This is a genomic window from Halomonas piscis (genome assembly GCF_031886125.1).
GTDB lineage: Bacteria > Pseudomonadota > Gammaproteobacteria > Pseudomonadales > Halomonadaceae > Vreelandella > Vreelandella piscis.
The window spans coordinates 2,430,961-2,449,938 of sequence record NZ_CP119391.1; the positions used below are offsets into that span (position 1 = coordinate 2,430,961).

The 18,978-nt window shown below is 66.0% G+C and carries 15 protein-coding genes and 1 pseudogene; 10 read left to right on the forward strand and 6 right to left on the reverse strand.

Annotation, left to right across the window (positions count from 1 at the left end; genetic code table 11):
* Positions 1 to 23: 23 nt before the first annotated feature.
* Positions 24 to 2,465, reverse strand: a complete 2,442-nt coding sequence (locus P1P91_RS11425; RefSeq protein ID WP_311882750.1) for a mechanosensitive ion channel family protein — start codon at positions 2,463 to 2,465, stop codon at positions 24 to 26.
* Positions 2,466 to 2,608: 143 nt separating this feature from the next.
* On the opposite strand from P1P91_RS11425, the gene P1P91_RS11430 reads away from it, so the two are divergent.
* Both P1P91_RS11430 and P1P91_RS11435 read left to right on the forward strand, forming a co-directional pair.
* The gene (locus P1P91_RS11430; RefSeq protein WP_311882752.1) at positions 2,609 to 3,616 is read left to right on the forward strand and encodes an amidoligase family protein; all 1,008 of its coding nucleotides are present in this window, start codon (positions 2,609 to 2,611) and stop codon (positions 3,614 to 3,616) included.
* Positions 3,617 to 3,699: 83 nt separating this feature from the next.
* On the forward strand, positions 3,700 to 4,374 hold the full coding sequence (locus P1P91_RS11435; RefSeq protein ID WP_311882754.1) for a gamma-glutamyl-gamma-aminobutyrate hydrolase family protein: 675 nt from the start codon (positions 3,700 to 3,702) through the stop codon (positions 4,372 to 4,374).
* On the opposite strand, the gene nfi is transcribed toward P1P91_RS11435, so the two are convergent.
* Positions 4,343 to 5,044, reverse strand: a complete 702-nt coding sequence (gene nfi / locus P1P91_RS11440) for a deoxyribonuclease V (protein WP_311882756.1) — start codon at positions 5,042 to 5,044, stop codon at positions 4,343 to 4,345. The genes P1P91_RS11435 and nfi overlap by 32 nt on opposite strands.
* Before the next feature lie 211 nt (positions 5,045 to 5,255).
* On the reverse strand, positions 5,256 to 6,944 hold the full coding sequence (locus P1P91_RS11445) for a DEAD/DEAH box helicase (protein WP_311882758.1): 1,689 nt from the start codon (positions 6,942 to 6,944) through the stop codon (positions 5,256 to 5,258).
* Positions 6,945 to 7,598: 654 nt separating this feature from the next.
* Here P1P91_RS11445 and P1P91_RS11450 point away from each other — a divergent pair.
* Positions 7,599 to 8,171: a PRC-barrel domain-containing protein gene (locus P1P91_RS11450; RefSeq protein WP_311882760.1), complete on the forward strand. Its 573-nt coding sequence runs from the start codon at positions 7,599 to 7,601 to the stop codon at positions 8,169 to 8,171.
* An 87-nt stretch (positions 8,172 to 8,258) separates the two neighbouring features.
* Here the strand turns inward: P1P91_RS11450 and P1P91_RS11455 are convergent, their stop codons facing one another.
* Complete coding sequence (locus P1P91_RS11455; RefSeq protein WP_311882761.1) at positions 8,259 to 9,245, reverse strand: glutathione S-transferase family protein; 987 nt, start codon at positions 9,243 to 9,245, stop codon at positions 8,259 to 8,261.
* A 36-nt stretch (positions 9,246 to 9,281) separates the two neighbouring features.
* On the opposite strand from P1P91_RS11455, the gene P1P91_RS11460 reads away from it, so the two are divergent.
* A complete protein-coding gene (locus P1P91_RS11460; RefSeq protein WP_311882762.1) occupies positions 9,282 to 9,551 on the forward strand; it encodes a hypothetical protein in 270 nt (89 codons plus the stop codon).
* Between the two features lie 67 nt (positions 9,552 to 9,618).
* On the forward strand, positions 9,619 to 11,385 hold the full coding sequence (locus P1P91_RS11465) for a peptidoglycan DD-metalloendopeptidase family protein (protein WP_311882763.1): 1,767 nt from the start codon (positions 9,619 to 9,621) through the stop codon (positions 11,383 to 11,385).
* Positions 11,386 to 11,473: 88 nt separating this feature from the next.
* On the opposite strand, the gene P1P91_RS11470 is transcribed toward P1P91_RS11465, so the two are convergent.
* Positions 11,474 to 13,087, reverse strand: coding sequence for a L,D-transpeptidase family protein (locus P1P91_RS11470; protein ID WP_311882764.1), 1,614 nt, complete (start codon positions 13,085 to 13,087; stop codon positions 11,474 to 11,476).
* Between the two features lie 156 nt (positions 13,088 to 13,243).
* Here P1P91_RS11470 and P1P91_RS11475 point away from each other — a divergent pair, with 156 nt between their 5' ends.
* Both P1P91_RS11475 and P1P91_RS15200 read left to right on the forward strand, forming a co-directional pair.
* Positions 13,244 to 13,966: a murein L,D-transpeptidase catalytic domain family protein gene (locus P1P91_RS11475; RefSeq protein WP_311882766.1), complete on the forward strand. Its 723-nt coding sequence runs from the start codon at positions 13,244 to 13,246 to the stop codon at positions 13,964 to 13,966.
* 12 nt (positions 13,967 to 13,978) lie between these two features.
* A complete protein-coding gene (locus P1P91_RS15200) occupies positions 13,979 to 14,590 on the forward strand; it encodes a hypothetical protein (protein ID WP_311882768.1) in 612 nt (203 codons plus the stop codon).
* A 17-nt stretch (positions 14,591 to 14,607) separates the two neighbouring features.
* On the opposite strand, the gene P1P91_RS11485 is transcribed toward P1P91_RS15200, so the two are convergent.
* Positions 14,608 to 15,810 (reverse strand): IS110 family RNA-guided transposase, encoded by a 1,203-nt coding sequence (locus tag P1P91_RS11485; RefSeq protein ID WP_311882770.1) that lies wholly within the window; start codon positions 15,808 to 15,810, stop codon positions 14,608 to 14,610.
* Between the two features lie 89 nt (positions 15,811 to 15,899).
* On the opposite strand from P1P91_RS11485, the pseudogene P1P91_RS11490 reads away from it, so the two are divergent.
* The 3 genes and pseudogenes from P1P91_RS11490 to P1P91_RS11500 form a co-directional block, all read left to right on the forward strand.
* Positions 15,900 to 17,402 (forward strand): annotated as a pseudogene (locus P1P91_RS11490) (ABC transporter ATP-binding protein); the annotation flags it as partial.
* A gap of 90 nt (positions 17,403 to 17,492) precedes the next feature.
* Positions 17,493 to 18,503, forward strand: coding sequence for a low-specificity L-threonine aldolase (ltaE, locus tag P1P91_RS11495; RefSeq protein WP_311882774.1), 1,011 nt, complete (start codon positions 17,493 to 17,495; stop codon positions 18,501 to 18,503).
* A 75-nt stretch (positions 18,504 to 18,578) separates the two neighbouring features.
* Positions 18,579 to 18,971: a septal ring lytic transglycosylase RlpA family protein gene (locus tag P1P91_RS11500; RefSeq protein ID WP_376717170.1), complete on the forward strand. Its 393-nt coding sequence runs from the start codon at positions 18,579 to 18,581 to the stop codon at positions 18,969 to 18,971.
* Positions 18,972 to 18,978 lie beyond the last annotated feature (7 nt).

Below are 18,978 nucleotides of genomic sequence, written 5' to 3' on the forward strand. Positions count from 1 at the left end.
TGGCCCGGTGGTGCTGCCTTTGATCAGTCACCGTCGCCGCCGTCATCACCGCTGCCCGCCCGGGTTTCGCCGCTGGGCTCGCCCTGCCCCTGGGGCCGGGGACGGGTCCGGCTCAGCGCCTGCTCCCGGGCCTCTTCCCGACGCGTGGGCGTGGGCGCCGGCTTGGGCGGCGTGGGCCGGTGGGTCACCTCGGGCTCCTCGTCGTTGACCCCGGCGGGCTCCTCGCCCCGAGCGTCCAGAGAAGTGACGCCGTCTTCGCCCTCGCCGTCTTCCCAGCGGCGCTCGGAGCTTGCTTCCATGCTCAGACTCAGCCGCGGCACGCCAAGGTCGATTTCCTGGGCTTCCATGCGCTGCTTGAGCAGCAGGTTGAACGCCCGGGCCACGTCCCACTGCATTTCCGGCGCGGTGCGAAAGCGCATCCGCAGAATCGGACAGCCCTCTTCAAAGGCGTGGATGCCCTGCATTTCCAGCGGCGCCCAGATGTAGTGGCGCATCATGGGGTTGTTGCGCAGCTCCTGGGCGGTTTCCTGCATCAGCGTGATGGCGTCGTCGATGCGCATGGAAAACGGAATACGGATCTTCATCAGCGCAATGCCGAACTGGCGCGACATGTTGTGGATCGAGTCAAAGCGGCTGAAGGTGATGATATGGACGATGCCGTCGAGGTCGCGCAGGCGCACGGTGCGCAGCGTCAGCCCTTCGACGGTGCCCATGTGGCCGTTGATCTCGACGAAGTCGCCCACCGCCAGCGAATCCTCGATGAGGATGAAGATCCCCGTGATCAGATCCTGGACCAGGGTCTGGGCACCGAAACCGATCGCCAGACCGATCACCCCGGCACCGGCCAAAAGCGGCGTGACGTTGACCCCCAGGTTGGCCAGCCCCGCTATCCCCGCGATGATCAGGATGGTGACGAAAATCACGTTGCGAATCATCGGCGTGATGGTCTGGGCCCGGGCCTGGTTGACCCGCCGCCCCTGGCTCTTGGCCGACGACACCAGCGCTCGCTGGATCGCGGTATCGGCAAAGATCCACACCAGCCAGGCCAGCAGCATCGTCGCCCCCAGGCTCAAAAGCGCCTTGCCGATGCGCGCCCCGGCGACCCCTTCCTGACCGAGACCGAACAGCGAGCCGCCCCACACCTGCATGAACAGCTCGGCAAACACCATCCAGGCGCAGATGTGCGCCAGCACAAAGCCCACGCGGGCCAGACGACGGCGATACTGGCGGTAGCGCGGCGGCCGCCGACGCCGTTTGCGCCGCTCGCCGTGGCGGCGCAGAAGCCCGGTCACCACCAGCGTCAGCACCAGCAGGCTCGCCGAAATGATCGAGCGCGCCAGTGCGGTACCCACGTCGCCCACGCTGATGAAAATCGCCAGCAGCGAGCCGCCCACCAGCAGCAGCGCGGGGACGTGCCACATGCCGCCCAGCGCCCGGCTGAGCTCGACGGCGGTTCCCGCCTCCCGACGCTGGCGATAGGGGCGATTACAGATCAGATGGCGAATGGGGCGCTTGAACTTGATGATAAAGCGAGCCGCCACCAGCGCGGCCAGCATGTTGGCCAGCACCGATACCAGGCCGGAAAAGTCTTCGCCGAGCATCGCTACCAGGCGATTGGAAATCAGCGCGTCGCCCAGGGCGATCAGCGCGCCGATCACAAACAGGGTACGCAGGGCACGCTGCTGCAGCAGGCGCACGGCGGTAAAGCGGTGTCCGCTGCTGAAAAAGGCGATCACGGTTTCAAATACCACCGACAGCGCCCGACCGCAGACGCAGACGTAGGCCACCACCAGCACCGCCACGCGCCCGGGGCTTGCGGGCATGATCTGGCCCAGACCGAACACCACGGCAAAGGACAGCACCCAGGGCAGCATGCGGCGGAAAAAATGAATGGCCATCAGCCGGCCGCGCGGGTCCCGGGGCAGGTCGTGGGGCCAGCCCCGGCGGGTGGCGATCAAACGCCCGAGGGCGATCATGATCACCAAAAGCCCCACCCAGACAATGCTCAACACCGCGCCGTCGGCCACGGCGCGGATCATGCCGGCGCGGCCAGGCTGATTGAGCAGCTCGCGAAGCTCGTCCATGCCTTCGCGCAGCTGCTCGGCCCACTGCTCGGTGGGCGTGCCGCCCTCCTGGGCCTGCTCGTTGATGTCGGTCAGGGTGTCGGCCAACGCTCCGAGCAGCCCCTGGCGGCCGCCGCTTTGCTCCGCGGAGGCATCGGCCGCCGCCTTGAGGTCGCGCAGCGACTTGAGCAGCTGCTCGCGCTGCTGGCCGTCTTCCAGAGTGGCAATAATATCGTCCAGCGACCGCTGCAGCGAAGCGCTGTCGGGCTTCTTGTCCTGGCCGGCGTCCTGGTTGAGTCCGGGCAGCGACACCCCCTGGGCATGCGCCGGCGTGGCCAGCATCAGCATCGCGATGAAAAACGCCACCATCAGGGCGCTGAGCGTAATAGGGTGCTGTCGCACTTGCCTCTCTCCTGAACATGATCATGAAAACGGCGGATGGGCGGGCACGCCAGCGGCAGTGCCGAAACGGCAAACCGCGCCACGATGCGCCCGGCCCGATATGATAATCTGAGCGCACTACTGGTTCACCTCACAGGACGCCCATGACGCTGCAAGCTCCCCCCGCTCCCCGCAATGCCCAGGGCCGTATGCGCCGCGTCGGCGTGGAAATCGAGTTTGCCGGCCTGCCGCCCAGGGATACGGCGCTGGTCGTGCGCGAGCTGTTCGGCGGTGAGCTTAACGCGGTCAGCCCCCACCGGCTACAGGTGGAAAACACCCGCTGGGGCGAGTTCGTGATCGAGCTGGACACCCAGTATGCCCACCCCGACCGCCGGGTGCTCGACGATAGCGCCGCGCTGGACAGCGAATGGGCGCACCACCAGCACCAGCTGCGCGCGGAGTTTCACCAGAAGACCCGCGAGCTCATCGGCGATATGGTAACCGGCCTGGTCCCCACCGAGATCATCTGTCCGCCGGTGCCCTGGAGCGAGCTCGAGACGCTGGACCTGTTGTTTGACGCCCTGCGCGAACACGGCGCCAAGGGCACCGACGCCAGCCTTTTATACGGCTTTGGCCTGCATCTCAACCCCGAAATCGCCTCGCCGGCCGCTGACGACATCCGCGCCCTGCTCCAGGCCTACCTGCTGCTGGCACCCTGGCTGCGCGACGACATCAAGGTCGACATTACCCGCGAAGTGCTGCCCCACGCCAACCCCTTTCCCAGGGACTACGCGCTGAAGGTGCTCGCCGCCGACTATCGACCTCCGCTGACCGAGCTGATCGATGACTATCTGCACGACAACCCCACGCGCAACCGCGAGCTGGATATGCTGCCGCTGTTTGCCCATCTCTGCCCCGAGCACCCCCACGCGCTGCTGCACAGCGGGCTGACCAAGCCCCGGCCGACGTTTCACTACCGGCTGCCCAACGCCCAGCTGTCCCAGCCCGGCTGGGGAGCGGTGACCGAGTGGAACCGCTGGGTCGAGGTGGAAAAGCTCGCCGCCGATCGCCAGGCGCTGGGGGAACGCAGCGCGGCCTATATTGCCGACCACAGCCGGCCGTTCTACCGCCGCTGGGCGGACAGGCTGCGCCGCCTGTGGCATAGGCGCTAGGCCTCGCTTTTCTTTCGCCCGTTTTTCTTTCACCCGTTGGCCACTTCTCCTCATTCGCCACTAACCAGGAACGCCCAAGCCGTATGTCACGCCCTCTTATCGGCATCACCACTTCCGACCGCAAAAGCCGCCTGGCCTGGTGGTTCGACTGGTTCGCCGTCTGGCGCCACGGCGGCCAGCCGCTGCGCCTCTCCCCGAGCCGCGAGCGCCCAGCGCACCTTGATGGACTGATTATCGGCGGCGGCGATGACATTCAGGCCAACCTCTACGACGCCGAGCTCCGGCTCGACGTGCGCGTGGACCCCGAGCGCGACAGGCTGGAGCTTGCGCTGCTCGAGCGCTTTATTCCCCAGGATACGCCGGTGCTGGGCATCTGCCGGGGCGCTCAGTTGATCAACGTCCATCTGGGCGGCACCCTGGACCCGGACATCTACACCACCCACGAGGGGCTCAAGCGCCGGCGCACCGTGCTGCCGCGCAAGACCGTGGACATCGTCGAACACAGCCGGCTGCACGCGCTTTTGGGCGTGCGCTGGTGCCGGGTCAACAGCCTTCACCATCAGGCGGTGAACCGCGCAGGCGCTGGCGTGGACATCGTCGCCCGGGACCGCGACGGCCTGGTGCAGGGGATTGAATCCCGCCGCCACGACTTTCTGCTCGGCGTGCAGTGGCACCCGGAATGGCTGATTTTCAACCGCCCCCAGCAGCGCCTGATCCGCGCGCTGGTCAACGCCGCCCGGAAGCGTCGCGCCGGCTAGCCAGACGGTCAGCCAGCCGGGTGGGCTCGGGCAGCTTGGTGCGGTGCAAAAAGCGCAGCGTCCACTCAAGAGCCGCGGCCTGGCTGACCCGGTGACCGGGGGAGACATACAGCGGCTTGACCCGGGTGCGCGAGCGCAGCACGGTGCCGATCACCTCCCCCTTGTGCACAAGCGGCGTCTGCTCGCCCCGGGTATCGCCCACTTCGTCGTGGCGGCCGCACAGCCGTGACTTGGCGACGCCGATGGCCGGCAGGTCGAGCCACAGCCCCAAAAGCGAGGCCACGCCCAGCCGGCGCGGGTGGGCAATGCCCTGGCCGTCGACCATGACCAGCTCGGGCCGGGTTTCAAGCCGGGCAAAGGCGCCCAGCGCCGCCGGCGTTTCGCGAAACGATAGAAGCCCCGGGATATAGGGCATGCGCGTGGGCTCGCGGTAGACCACCTGCTCGACCACCTCGAAGGGCGGGCCGCCCGCCTGCCAGTCAAGCACCACGATGGCAGCCCGAGTCGTGGCGCCGTCGTCTTCAAAGCCGATGTCCACCCCGGCCACGCGGCGCACCGGAGCGAAGCGGTCTTCAAGCACCACGCGGCTTGCCAGCCGCGACTGCAGCGCCACCGCTTCCGCCGGGGAAAGATTCCATTCGTGCAGGGTTTCCGGGGGCAGCACGGGCATAGTAACTCCTGAGGGCGTTGCAAAAGCGGGCGCAAAAAACTGGCAGGAAACGCCGATGGACAACGAGCGTCAAGCAAAATGAAGGCCAAACGCCCGAGCGCTCGCTCGGGCACCTGCCCAAATCACGGCACCCCCGCACCGGGATAAGCGGCACGGGGGTGCTGACAGGCCAACGCCGCGTTAGCCGGCGGCGTTGATACCGCGGCTCGAATCAGGCGCGGCGACGCACCGGCGCTTCGCCGTCGCGGCGGCGCGGGGCGCGCTCCGGCCCGCGGTCTTCGCTGATTTCGAGCGGCCGGCCGGAAACCCTTGCCCGGGCCATCTTGGCCAGGATCGAGGCCGGCAGGCCCTTGGGCAGCTCGACCACGGAGAAGGCGTTGCGGATATCGATGCGGCCGATACGCGCGCCTTCGATACCGCCTTCGTTGGCCAGCGCCCCGACCAGCTGGCCGGGCTTGACGCCGTCCTTGTGACCCACGGAGACGCGATAGCGGATCATGCCTTCGCTGGGGCCGCGGTCCCGGCGCGAGCCGCCGCTGCTGCGCCCTTCGCGCGGAGCGCGCTCCTTGCGCGGTGCCTGGAGGCGGCCGATGGGTGCTTCGTCGGCCCGGGCCATCTGGGCAAAGGCGCAAGCCAGCTCCACGGGGTCGTGGCCCTCTGCCACCAGTCGCTCGACCAGCGCGCGCTGCTCGTCGGCGCCCTGGGTCAGGGAGGCGATCACGCGCTGATAAAACACGTTGTCGCGGTGGGCGCGAATCGCGGCTTCGTCGGGCAGCGCCATCTGGGTCATTTTCTGCCCGGTGGCCTGCTCCATCCAGCCGACCTTGCGGCCTTCGCGGAAGCCGGCAAAGGTAATCGCGATGCCGCTACGCCCGGCGCGGCCGGTACGGCCGATGCGGTGGGTATAGGCTTCGCTGTCCTGGGGCAGATCGTAGTTGACCACGTGGGTAATGCGCGGCACGTCAAGGCCCCGGGCGGCCACGTCGGTGGCGATGAGCACGTCTACCTTGCCGCGCTTGAGGCGCGTGATGGTGCGCTCGCGCAGGCTCTGGTCGAGGTCTCCGGAGAGACCGGCGGCGTTGACGCCGCGAGCGGTGAGCTGCTCCACCAGCGTGGTGCAGGCCGCGCGGGTGCGCACAAAGACAATGGCGGCGTCCACCGGCTCGACTTCCAAAATCCGCGAGAGCGCCTCAAGCTTCGCCCCGCCGTCCACGCGGACCACGCGCTGCTCGATGTTGTCCGCCGTGGCGGTGCGCGACTCGATGGTCACCTTGACCGGATCGACCAGGTAGCGGTTGACGATGCGCTCGATTTCGCTTGGCAGCGTCGCCGAGAAGAACACCCGCTGGGCATCCGTCGGCGTGTCGGCCACCACGCGCTTGACGTCGTCGATAAAGCCCATGCGCAGCATTTCGTCGGCCTCGTCGAGCACCAGCGCCGAGAGGCCGTCAAGCTTGAGGCTGCCGCGGTCCAGGTGGTCGATCACCCGGCCCGGCGTGCCGACAACCACCTGGGCGCCGCGGCGCAGCGCGGAGAGCTGCTCGCGGTATTCCTGGCCGCCGCACAGGGTCGCCACTTCCAGCCCCTTGAGGTTGTGGCCGTACTTGCCGAAGGAAACCGCTACCTGCTGGGCAAGCTCGCGGGTTGGGGCCAGCACCAGCACCTGGGGTTCGCGCCGGTCAAGCTCGAGGCGAGACAGCAGCGGCAGCGCAAAGGCGGCGGTCTTGCCCGTGCCGGTCTGGGCCTGGCCCAGCATGTCGCGGCCGTCAAGCAGCGCGGGAATGGTTTTCGCCTGAATGGGCGAAGGCTCTGTATAGCCCTGACTTTCCACGGCAGACAAAACGGCAGGCAGCAGAGCAAGATCGCCGAAGCTCGGCGAAGCGACAGAAGTCGAGGTCATTAATCACACCTTGGTAGGCCGGATAATACCGGCAAAAAACATCAATAGCGTCTCTGACTCCGGGCCTGAACGGCCTCCGGCAACGCCGGTCAGCCGCCCTGGCGCTGCCGCCACGTGGGCCTTGACAGTCAACAGGAGCCGGTTTCACGAAGTCGATTTCAACGACGGCTGAAAACAGAACGGCTGAAAACAGAGAGTCTGAGACGCCGGTCGCACCTGGCATACGGACAGCAACGCCAACGCAGTCTGTCCGCTGTGGCGACCTTGCTGCGCTAACTTCACCCGTGCGGTGAAATTGACAAAGCGCGCCATCTTCTCATCAGAAACATCCGCTGGACGAATGTTCTGCATGCGCACGGCGGTAACGGCCGGCGCCACGTCGTGATGGAGGGGTCAACACATGCGAGGAGCGCACATGCTACCACTTCTTTACGCGCCGCGCCAGCCTTTCCCCAGTGCCAGCCGGCCGCCGGCGCTTTCATGGTTTTTACCTATTCCGGGGTTTGCAGCCGCGCCCTGTTCAACTAGCTTGTAAAACGTGATCGGGCGATTTTTTCACTGACGGACTCAGCCCCGAGACACCCTCCGGCGGGAACCGTCAGCCCACTCGAGCTGATGCCCCACCCGGATTCAATGCAGACAAGGAGTTGAGCCATGCGCAAGAATACCTTGATGACAGCACTCGGCGTTTCCGTACTGAGCTTCACACTGGGCGCACAGGCTCAAAGCGGCCAGCCGCAAGAGCAAACCGGCCCCCAGGGCATGTACTCCGCCGACAACATCCTGGATGCTGACGCCTACATCGTGAACGGCTCGGGCGATCCCATCGGCGAGGTCGAGGATATTCTCTTTGACGAAGAGATGAAGATCTCCGCTCTGGTCGTGGAAAGCGGCGAGGTGCTGGGTCTTGGCGGCCGCGAGCTGGTCGTCGGCAGCAACTATTTCACGCTGGAGAGCTACACCGAGCAGGATGACGACGACGTCAACGATACCGAGCACCGCGTGATGATCGACGCCACTTCTGAAGAAGTGGAGCAGTTCCCGGCCTACAACCACGACTGGTGGAAGCAGGCGAAGTCCAACGCCAGAGATGCCTGGCAAACCACTCAGGAAGGCGCCAAGAGCGCTTGGCAAACCACCCAGGAAGGCGCCCAGAACGCCTGGCAGAAAACCAGGGAAGCCACCTCGGACATGGGTAACGACGGTATGGACAACCCTAACAACTGAGCCTGAACACGCCGCCAACAACGTCAACGGGCACCCTTCGGGGTGCCCGTTTTGCGTTGTGGCGTCGAGACTGCTGCCGGGCCGGGCCTATTCGCGCCGATAAATGCCCCGCCCGGTCAGGCGATCGCGGTCATGAGGGCGATCAAGCGCCAGCAGCGGCCCGGCCGGCACAATGCCGTTGGGATTGATCGAAGGATGGCTCAGGTAGTAGTGGCGCTGGATATGCGTCATGCTGACCGTCTCGGCCACCCCCGGCCACTGGTAGAGCTCGCGCAGATAGTTCGACAGGTGGGGGTAGTCCTCGATGCGCCTGAGGTTGCACTTGAAGTGCCCGTGATACACGGCGTCAAAGCGGACCAGCGTGGTAAACAGGCGAATGTCCGCCTCGGTGAGATACTCGCCGGCCAGGTAGCGCTGCTCGCCGAGCCGCGCTTCCATCCGCTCAAGCGCCTCAAACAGCGCCGCTACGTGCTTGTCGTATACCGCCTGCTCGGTGGCAAACCCTGCCTTGTAGACGCCGTTGTTGATGTGTTCGTAGACGTCTTCGTTGACCGCCTCGACGGTGTCGCGCAGCGCCGGCGGATAGAAATCCCGGGTATCGCCGGTAATGTCGTCGAACGCCGTATTGAACATCCGCACCAGCTCGGCGGATTCGTTATTGACGATGGCGCCGCGTTTTTTATCCCACAGCATGGGGACGGTGACCCGGCCGGTATAGCCAGGGTCGTGCCGGGTATAAAGCTCGTGGTGATAGGTGACGCCGTTGACCGCGTCGCCGCTTGAGCCTTCGTCCTCATGATAGTTCCAGCCCTTGCTGCCCATCAGCGGGCTGGTATAAGAAACGTCGATGAGCGGCGCCAGCCCTTTCAGCCGGCGCATGATCAGCGCCCGATGCGCCCAGGGGCAGGCAAGCGACACATACAGGTGATAGCGCCCGGCCTCGGGCGGCAGGGCGTCAGGAGCCTCGCTCCCGATCCAGTCGCGAAGCTTGGCCGATTCGCGCACGAACTCGCCGCCGTGCCTGGCAGTATCATACCCTTGCTCGTGCCATTCGCCGTTGATCAACAGGCCCATAGCATCCCCCTCCCTTGATTCACCTACGTGCATCACATGATTAGGGACAGCGCCCTCTTCCAGCAAGTGGCCAACCGCTCATTCAGCCACATGGACGTGCCTTGCCCGAGCGGTAAAATTCATCGTATTTGCAAAAAGTTAACGGCGCTGCAAAGTTTGGCGAGCTTGGCCGACCAGGTTAAAGAACAGCGTTTTTCAGCCCCTGTCCAACTATTTTGCGGCTCGGTGTCCAACTACGGTTTCGACTTTGTACTGAATACCGACTTTGTGTATGGATGTACAGTCTATGCACCCTATCGCGCATAAGTTAAAGTTTCGAAGCTTATTTCTTCTCAGTTGTTTTTTTCGACACGATTTGGCGGCCTTTTCACCCATGTTGCGAATCCTTCATTCGCTGCCCCGCACGCATAAATTTTTACTGTTACCCGTGGCCACCATGGTCACCGTGCTGGGCGGACAAAAATTACTTACCTCCTACCAACATCATAGCCAGCCAGACACGCCGGTAAAGAACGTGCTTGTCCCGCTTGCCGACGATGCCGCGCCCAGCCTCCCGGCGCTGGCCAAGGCCGGAGCCCAGCGCGCCCGAACCCCGGTAGCCACCGCCATCGACGAAGCTTCTCGCCTGCTGGACGCCACGCGCGACACTATCCCCCTGAAGGATCTCAAAGCGTCGGAAGTGATCGATCTGGACGTGGTGCAGAACGCCACCGCCGAACCGCTGGACGAGGCTCCCGAACTCCCCGCCAGGCGCCTCGCCGCCAGCGACGAGACGACGCTGGATGAGGGCGCCCAGCACATGGCCACCGTCATCGGCACCCTGGCCAGCGGCATGCTCGCGGCCAACAGCCGCGATGGCAGCATCGGCACCGGCGACGGCGCCGGTGACGCCGAGCCAAAAGTGGTGAACCAGGCGCCAGTGGCAGACGCTACGTCGTACGAAGACTACGGCATCGACAGCTTTGACGAAGTGTCCTTTCTGCCGCTGGAGCTCGCCGCGGAAAAGACCTACGTACCGGAGTGGAAAACCCACACCGTCAGCGCCGGCGAGACCTTTGCCGTCATGGCCCAGAACGAGCTGGGGCTGGGCTACAGCGAAGTCCTCGACCTGCTGGACGAGCTTCCCGACTCGAATATCTTCAGCCGCTGGCGGGTCGGCCAGAGCTTTGACTACCAGCTGGACGAGAACGGCAAGCTGCTGACGCTGAAGATGATGCAAAACGTCCGCGACGGCGTGCTCATCGACCGCCGCGACGGCGACCTTGACGTCAGGGCCATCGAGCGCAAGGGCGAGCCCGTGCAGCGCCTTTACGCCGGCACCGTCAGCGGCAGCTTCGCCCGCTCCGCGGAGGCAACCGGTCTCGACAGCCGCTCGGTCACCAAGCTGACCCGCCTGCTGGAAAAGAAATACGACTTCCGCCGCGACACCCGCCGCGGCGACGACTTTCAGGTGCTCGTCGAATCCGACATGATCGACGACGAATCCCTGGGCTCCCGGGTGCTGGCGGTGAAGTACCAGGGCCAGCGCATGAACCTGACCCTGGTCCGCAACCCCGACAACAACAACTTCTACACGCCGGACGGCGACAGCCTCGACCCCGCCTTTGCCCGCTACCCCTTCGAAGGCAGCTACCGGCTGAGCTCCAACTTCAACCCCAACCGCAGAAACCCGGTCACCGGACGCGTCAGCCCGCATAACGGCACCGACTTTGCCATGCCCATCGGCACGCCGGTCACCGCCCCCGCCGCCGGGCGCGTGGAGCGCGTGGTCAAGCACTATGCGGCCGGCCGCTATGTGGTCATCCGCCACGACAACGGCTACCGCACCCGCTACCTGCACCTGTCCAAGTCGCTGGTGCACAAGGGCGACCGAGTGGAGATGGGCGACCGCATCGCGCTCTCCGGCAATACCGGGCGCAGCACCGGTCCGCACCTGCACTATGAAGTCCACGTCAACAACGCGCCGGTCAACGCCATGAAGGTCGACCTGCCGGAAAATACTCGCCTGCACGGCGATACGCTGGTGGCCTTCCAGGAGCAGGCCGAGCCCATGGTCGCGGCGCTGGAAAGCGGCGACACCGGAACCGTCAGCGTGGCTTCCTACCGCCGCCACGAGAAAGACGACGACAGCGACAGCTAGTCGCTCGTCTTCGATACCATGGCTGCCCGCCAGACAAAAACGCCGCCTCGGCCGAGGCGGCGTTTTTTTTATTGCCTTCCCGGGCTTGCTAAAGCGCCCGGCGCAGCGCCTCGTCGCGGCGGTAGATATCCGGGCGGAAGGTAACCTCGCCGCTCTCATCGGGCCAGGCCGTCAGGTACACCAGCGCCACCGGTATCCGCTCGGGCAGATTGACGTTCAGATCGCTCTGGCGGCGTTCGAGCAACGTATCCAGCCGGTAGCGGCTGCCGGTGTCGGCCAGCAGCATGCGCACCAGCTCGCGCACGCCCTCCACCCGCACGCAGCCCGAGCTCAACGCCCGCCGGTCGCGTTTGAAGAGCCCCCGGGACGGCGTGTCGTGCAGATAAATCAGCTGGCTGTTGGGAAAGCGCACCACCACGCGCCCCAGCGGATTGCCCGGCCCGGCGGACTGGCGCAGCATGACGTTGCCCGGCGCCTGCCAGTCGATGCGCTCGGGGTCGAGCCGTGCCCCGTCCGGGCCCACCACCTGCATGTTGCGCCGGCTCAGATAGCCCGGATCGCGCCGGATCCGCGGCAGCGCGTCTTCCCGCCAAATAGTCGGCGGCACCGTCCAGGTGGGGTTCACGGTCAGGTGGGTAATCGCCGAGTGGAGCACCGGCGTTTCGCGCCCGGCGCGGCCCACAATCACTCGCGACGACCAGCGCTCGCCGTCCGGGCGAGCGTAGTGCAGACGATAGCCGGCGATATCCACCCACACCCCGGGCCTGCGCGCGATGACAGGCTGCATCCAGCGGGCGCGCTCGAGGTTGACCCGCAGCGTAGCCATCTGCGAGCGCACCGAGGCGTTGAGCGCCCGGCGAGTCTTGCCGCCCACCACGCCGTCCTCATCGAGCAGGTGGCGGCGCTGAAAGCGCTTGACCGCCGCTTCCATCTCGGCGTCGAAGCGCCCGAGATCTGGCGCCTCGGCGTCTATCCGGGCATAGGCGGCCGGGTCGCCGGGCAGCACCCAAGGGTTGCCCCAATAGGCCAGCCGGCGACGCAGCGCGGTGACCGCATCGCCCTCGTCGCCGCGGCGTAGGGCGTCATCCCCGGCTGGCACCAGCGGCGCGCTTGCCCGCTCCGCCAGCGCACGATGCGCCCCGAGCGCCTCGCGCAGCGCCTCGTAGGCCGGCAAATCCGGCCGCGCCAGCGACAGCGCCTGCTCGATATCAGCGCTGTTAACGGCGGCGACCACCCGGGCCATGGAATAGGACCGCGCCGGCCGGGCCGTCTCCCAGCCCGGCACCTGCTGCTCGGGATCGACCCGGCCGCGCTGCAGATGATCGAGGGCCAGCAGCAGCGCCCGGGTCGCGCGAACGTCGAACGCCGCCCGGGCCTCGGCGTCGTCCCGGCTGCGCGCAAACGCCTGCGCCAGCGGCTGCCCTCCGCCATCCGCCCCGAGAGAGCCCTTGAGAGGGCCTCTGAGATAGTCGGCGGGATCGAGGCCGTCGTTTTCCAGCGTTTCCAGCGCCCTGGCAAGGGCTTCCACCCGCTCTGCGCTGTGCCATACCGGCTGCTGCTGCGCGGCCTGATAAAACGCCGCCACCGGAAGCGCCTCCGCCCGGCTGTCTGCCCTGGCGAGGTGCTGCGCCATGGCGTTAGCAAACGGCGTCTGGCCCGCCGCAGGTACGGCCGCCAGCGCGGCGCCGAGCGCCAGCGCCACGAGGACTGGCGCTTTCCCCGGCGCTCCGCCGCTTTTTCTCCGCCGCGTCTTATTCATAGCCTTCCCCTTGGGTTACGATAGCGATTCTGGACTTGCCACGGGGCAGAGCCTGGCTGCCCGGCCGGTCATTTTTCATTCATCTTCAGGGATGACGACATGGCGTTTTGCATCAAAGCCTCGGCGCTACTGCTGAGCCTGTCCCTTGGCGCTTTCACGTTACCACTGCCGGCCGCCGATTTCTCCGCTCGGGTGGCCTCTGCCCCCGCCACCGCCTCGCCGCTGCTCCACCGGCTTGAACAGCTGGCCCCCGGGGCCACGCCTCGGGCGCTGCGCATGGCGGCCGAGTCTCTCGGCTGCGCCGACCCCGACGCCGAGCGCCTGGCGCTCATCGACTTTTCCCGGCCGTCCACCGAGGCGCGCCTGTGGGTGTTTGACCTTGAGCGCCATCGGCTCTTGTTCAAGGAGCTGGTCTCTCACGGCCAGGGCTCCGGCAACGCCCTGGCCACGTCGTTTTCCAACACGCCGGACAGCCACCAGTCGAGCCTGGGGCTGTTTCGCACCCTGAACAGCTACTACGGGCGCAACGGCTACTCGCTGCGCCTGGAAGGCCTTGAGCCCGACGTCAACGATCTGGCCTTCGAGCGCGCCATCGTCATTCACGGCGCCGACTACGTCAGCGACGCCTTCATCGACAGAACCGGGCGGCTGGGGCGCAGCCACGGCTGCCCGGCGGTGCGCTCCGAGGTGGCCTACCCGCTGATCGACAGCCTCAAGAACGAGCAGTACGTGTTTGCCTACTACCCCGACGAAGAGTGGCTGGCAAGCTCGGCGCTACAAAGCTGCGAGGCCGACACTCGCCGGCAGCTGGCCCGGCGCTAGCGTACCGCTTCCTTGTCTACCGCTCACGCCTCGCGTCACGCGCCCTCTGCCGCCGCCCCGGTGAGCGGCTTTTTCGGCGTTTTCCGCTACAGCAGCCGGGCGCTTTTGCTGGTCTGGCAAACCTCGCGGCTGATGATGGTAGGGCTGGCGCTGGCCACCCTGGTCGCCGGGGTGTTGCCGGCGGTGGCCGCCTGGGTGGGCCAGCTGATCGTCGACGGCGTAGTGGCCGCCATGGAGGCCCAAGAAGCCAGCGCTGCCCCGCCGCTTGCCCAAAGTCTCACCCCGGTACTCTGGCTGGTGGCGCTGGAAGGCGCGATCATCGGCTTGATCGCGCTTGCCCAGCGCGGGCTCGACGCGCAGAAGTCGCTTCTGGTATGGATTGACCCGTCAAGGGGTCGGTTGACTCTGCTACGTGTGATTGTCCTCAATGCCCACGGATCAGGAAGCGAGGGGCTATCAGCGACGGTGGATCTCTCTGGTATTCGTGGGTTGGTTACCGACCTGTCATCACTTCGTCGCGGAGCTACCCTGGTCTACGAGCGAGGGTCACCCCGCCCCGCAGGGCGGGGGCCTCATAGGAGCGTCAGGGGTTCTCCCACCGGCCCGACGCTCCCTGAATCGTAGGCACTGAGGCGCGATCATCATGCGGTGGCCCGGCTGCCGTGCGGTTTGCCCATCGCTTCGCAGGCAATCGCCCACAGGAAGCCGGCCATTTCTCGCGCCACCGCCGTGGTGACTTGCTGCTTGGCCTTGCCCGTGGCAGCCAGGCGGCGGTAGCGCCCGCACAGTCGCTTCTGCGCCTCCCAGGCGATCGCCTGCACCGTTGGCGAGGTCTTCTCGGCGCGCTGCTCAATAATGCGCGTCTTGCGGGCCGGGAACCGGTAGCTCCAGGCCGCCTCCACCAGCACTCGTCGCACATGGCCATTGCCGGTCTTGGTGATGCCGCCCTGGCGCCGACTGCCCCCGCTCGAGTGCTCGCTGGGCACCAGGCCCAGGTAGGCCATCAGCTGGCGGGGCGAGTCGAAGCGACTGATGTCACCCAGCTCGGCCAGCACCGTCATCGCCGTGATCAGGCTCACGCCCCACATCGCCTGAACGGCCTCGACCACCGGAGCCAGTGACCAGTTTGGTAACACCGCTCTCATCTGTTTTTCGAGACCCGCCACACGGCGCTGGGCATCTTTCACGTTGTCGACGTACTCCTGCAACACAACCTGCTGAACCGGGGTGTCGAAGCGCACCGTCTCCAGCCAGCGGAAGTGTGCCGGTATCCACTTGCTCTTGCCGGGGTAGATCTTGCTGTGCCGCAACAAGAAGGCGTTGAGTCGCTGTCGGGCGCGGAGCTCAGCGGCTTTCATGTCTTCCCGGGCACGCGTCAGATCGCGAATCGCCTCCTGTTCCGGCGTTGGCACCCAGACCGGTGTCAGCTCTCCTGAGCGCGACAGGCGAGCCAGCATCTTGGCATCGCGACGGTCGGTCTTGATGCGATCCCCTGCGCGCTGAGGAATCAGCGTCGGGGCAACGACCTCGCAATCATGGCCGCTGGCCTGAATCTGGTGATAGACCCCGTAGCCACAGGGGCCAGCCTCGTAGCTGAATAACAACGGCTGCCCATCGAAACGCTGACTCAGCTGACGAACCAGCTTATCGATGGCCTGAGGCTCGTTCGGAATTTCGCCGCGGAACTCGGGAGCTTGGCGTCCGGCCTCGGCGATTGCCACGGAGATACTCGCCTTGTGCACGTCCAGGCCAATATAAGCGGCGTGGACGTTGCTGGCAGCACTAACCCGCTGGGCAACAGTGCGCTCGACAATAGCTGGCTGAGTTGCGTTAGACTGTTTCATGACCTGCCTCCCTCAATAGTGGCTCTGTGTTGTTGCCCTACCTCAACATAACCCACGACGTTGAGGTGGGGCAGGTCAATCCATGATGTCTACGCGCCCGGCTGGGCCATCGGGTCAACGTGATGATTCTGGAAAAGGCCGGCACGCTGTCCCTTGCCCAGTTCGAGGATTCCGAGCTTTACGACAAGCTCACCCGGGCCCGGCGCGAAGCCTCCACCCGGCCGCTGGGGCTGGTCAACAAGACGTTTTCGCTGTTGCAAAACGCCATTTCCCTGGGCAGCTTCGGCGTGCTTCTGGTGCAGTTTTCGCCCTGGGCGCTGCTGATTCTGGTGATCGGGGCTCTGCCGGTATTCCTCTCCGAGGCCAGGTTTTCCGGCGAAGCGTTTCGTCTGTTTCGCGGGCGCTCGCCCCAGTCGCGGATGCAGATGTACCTGGAAACCGTGCTCGCCCGGGAAGACAGCATCAAGGAGGTCAAGCTCTTCGGCCTGGAAGAGCTCTTCCTCAAGCGCTACAAGGCCATCTTCAACCGCCTGTTTGCCGAGGAGCGCCGGCTCACCCTGCGCCGGGAAGGCTGGGGCTTTGCCCTGGGGCTGCTGGGTACGCTGACGTTCTACGCCGCCTACGGCTGGGTGGTGGTGGAAACCGTGGCCGGCGCGCTGACCCTGGGCCAGATGACGATGTACCTGATGGTGTTCAAGCAGGGCCAGAGCGCGCTTTCGGCAAGCCTCACGGCGATCAGCGGCATGTACGAGGACAACCTGTATCTGTCCAACCTCTACGAGTACCTGGAGCAGCCGGTGGAGGAAGAAGCCGGCACCGCCACCCGGGGCGAAGCGCCCGGCGACGGCCTGCGCTTCGAGGGCGTGAGCTTCGCCTACCCCGGCGGCAAGGAAGTCCTCCACGACGTCTCGCTGCACCTGGTGCCCGGCCAGAGCCTGGCCCTGGTGGGGGAAAACGGCTCGGGCAAGACCACCCTGATCAAGCTCTTGACCCGGCTGTACTCACCCACTGCCGGGCGCATCCTGCTCGACGGCACCGACCTTCGCCACTGGGACGCGGTGGCCCTGCGCGAGCGCATCGGCGTCATCTTTCAGGACTTCGTGCGCTACCAGCTGCCCGTGGGCGAGAACCTGGGCGTGGGCGACACCCACGCCTTCGGCGATGAGAGCCGCTGGGAACACGCCGCCCGCCACGGCATGGCCAACGATTTTATTCGCGACATGCCCAAGGGCTATCACACCCAGCTGGGGCGCTGGTTCAAGAACGGCCAGGAGCTTTCCGGCGGCCAGTGGCAGAAAATCGCCCTCTCCCGGGCCTACATGCGCGAAAACGCCGATATTCTGGTGCTCGACGAGCCCACCGCGGCCATGGACCCCGCCGCCGAGGCCGAGGTGTTCGCCCGCTTTCGCGAGCACAGCCGGGACAAGATGACGATTCTGATCTCGCACCGCTTTTCCACGGTGCGAAGCGCCGAGCAGATACTGGTGGTGGACGCCGGGCGCATCATCGAGCGCGGCACCCACGCCGAGCTTCTGGCGCAAAACGGCCGCTACGCCGCGCTGTTCCGCCTCCAGGCCAGAGGCTACCAGTAGCGCTGCCCGAACCGGCACCCGCCCGGGTTTATTTTTAGCCGGCTTTGTTTTACCACTGGGGTTTGTTTCACCTTTTTTCAGGGAGCCATCATGATCGATCTGCGCAGCGATACCGTCACCCGGCCCACCCAGGCCATGTACGAAGCCATGTGCGCCGCCCCGGTGGGCGACGACGTCTGGGGCGACGACCCCACGGTCAACGCCTTCGAGCGGGCCGTTGCCGAAGCGGCCGGCAAAGAGGACGCGCTGCTGTTTCCCAGCGGCACCCAGAGCAACCTGGTGGCGCTCATGGCCCACTGCGGGCGCGGCGACGAGTACATCGTCGGCCAGCAGGCCCATACCTACGGCTTTGAAGGCGGCGGCGCGGCGGTACTCGGCAGCATCCAGCCCCAGCCGGTGGAAAACGCCGACGACGGCACCCTGCCCCTGGATAAGATCCGCGCGGCGATCAAGATCGACGACTTCCACTTTGCCCGCACCCGGCTTCTGGCGCTGGAAAACACCATCGGCGGCAAGGTCGTCTCTCAGGATTACATGCAGCAGGCCACGACGCTAGCTCGGGAGCACGGCCTGGCCACCCACCTGGACGGCGCGCGGCTTTTCAACGCCGCGGTAGCCACGGACACGCCGCTGGCCGCACTCTGCGCGCCGTTTGACAGCGTCTCGCTGTGCTTTTCCAAAGGGCTGGGGGCACCGGTGGGCTCAGTGCTCGCGGGCTCGACCGAGCTGATCGCCCGGGCGCGGCGCTGGCGCAAGGTCGCCGGCGGCGGCATGCGCCAGTCGGGGATTCTCGCCGCGGCCTGCTGGCACGCCCTGGAGCACCACATGGCAGGCCTTGCCGACGATCACCGCCGGGCGGAAACTCTGGCCCGGGGCATGGCCGAGCTGCCCGGCGTTACCATTACTTCCCAGGCCACCAACATGGTGTTTGCCGACTTCCCCGCTGAGCACGTCGCACCGCTGGCCGACTGGCTTCGCGAAAACGGCATTCTGATCGATCTGCTGGAAAGCGCGCGCCTGGTAACCCACCTGGATATCAGCGATGCCGATATCGACCGCGTGATTGCCGTCATGCAGGCCTACTTCAACCGTCACGGCTAAGCCTCTGCTGCGCGCCGCGGTGCCCGGCATGGCCAAAGCGTGCTACGCTTTGTATCTCATTTGGGAGAACTGCCGATGACCAACCGCTTTTTCTTCGTGACAGGCTCCGCCCGAGCGCTGATCGCCGGGCTGATCATTGCGCTCATGAGCGGCTGCGCCCTGGCCGATGCCAAGCCCGACGCGCAAAAAGGTCAGGCGTCCTACTACAGCGACCGCTTCCAGGGCGCGCTCACCGCCAGCGGCACGCCGTTCGACCAGCAGGCGCTGACCGCCGCGCACCCCACCCTGCCGCTGGGTACCAAGGTACTGGTCACCCGGCCCGACACCGGCAACACCGTCAAGGTGGTGGTCAACGACCGCGGCCCCTACGTGCGCGGGCGCATCATTGATCTCTCCAAGCGCGCCGCGCGCAAGCTCAATATCATCCAGCGCGGCGTCGCCCAGGTGACCGTCAGAGTGATCGACTAAGTGATCG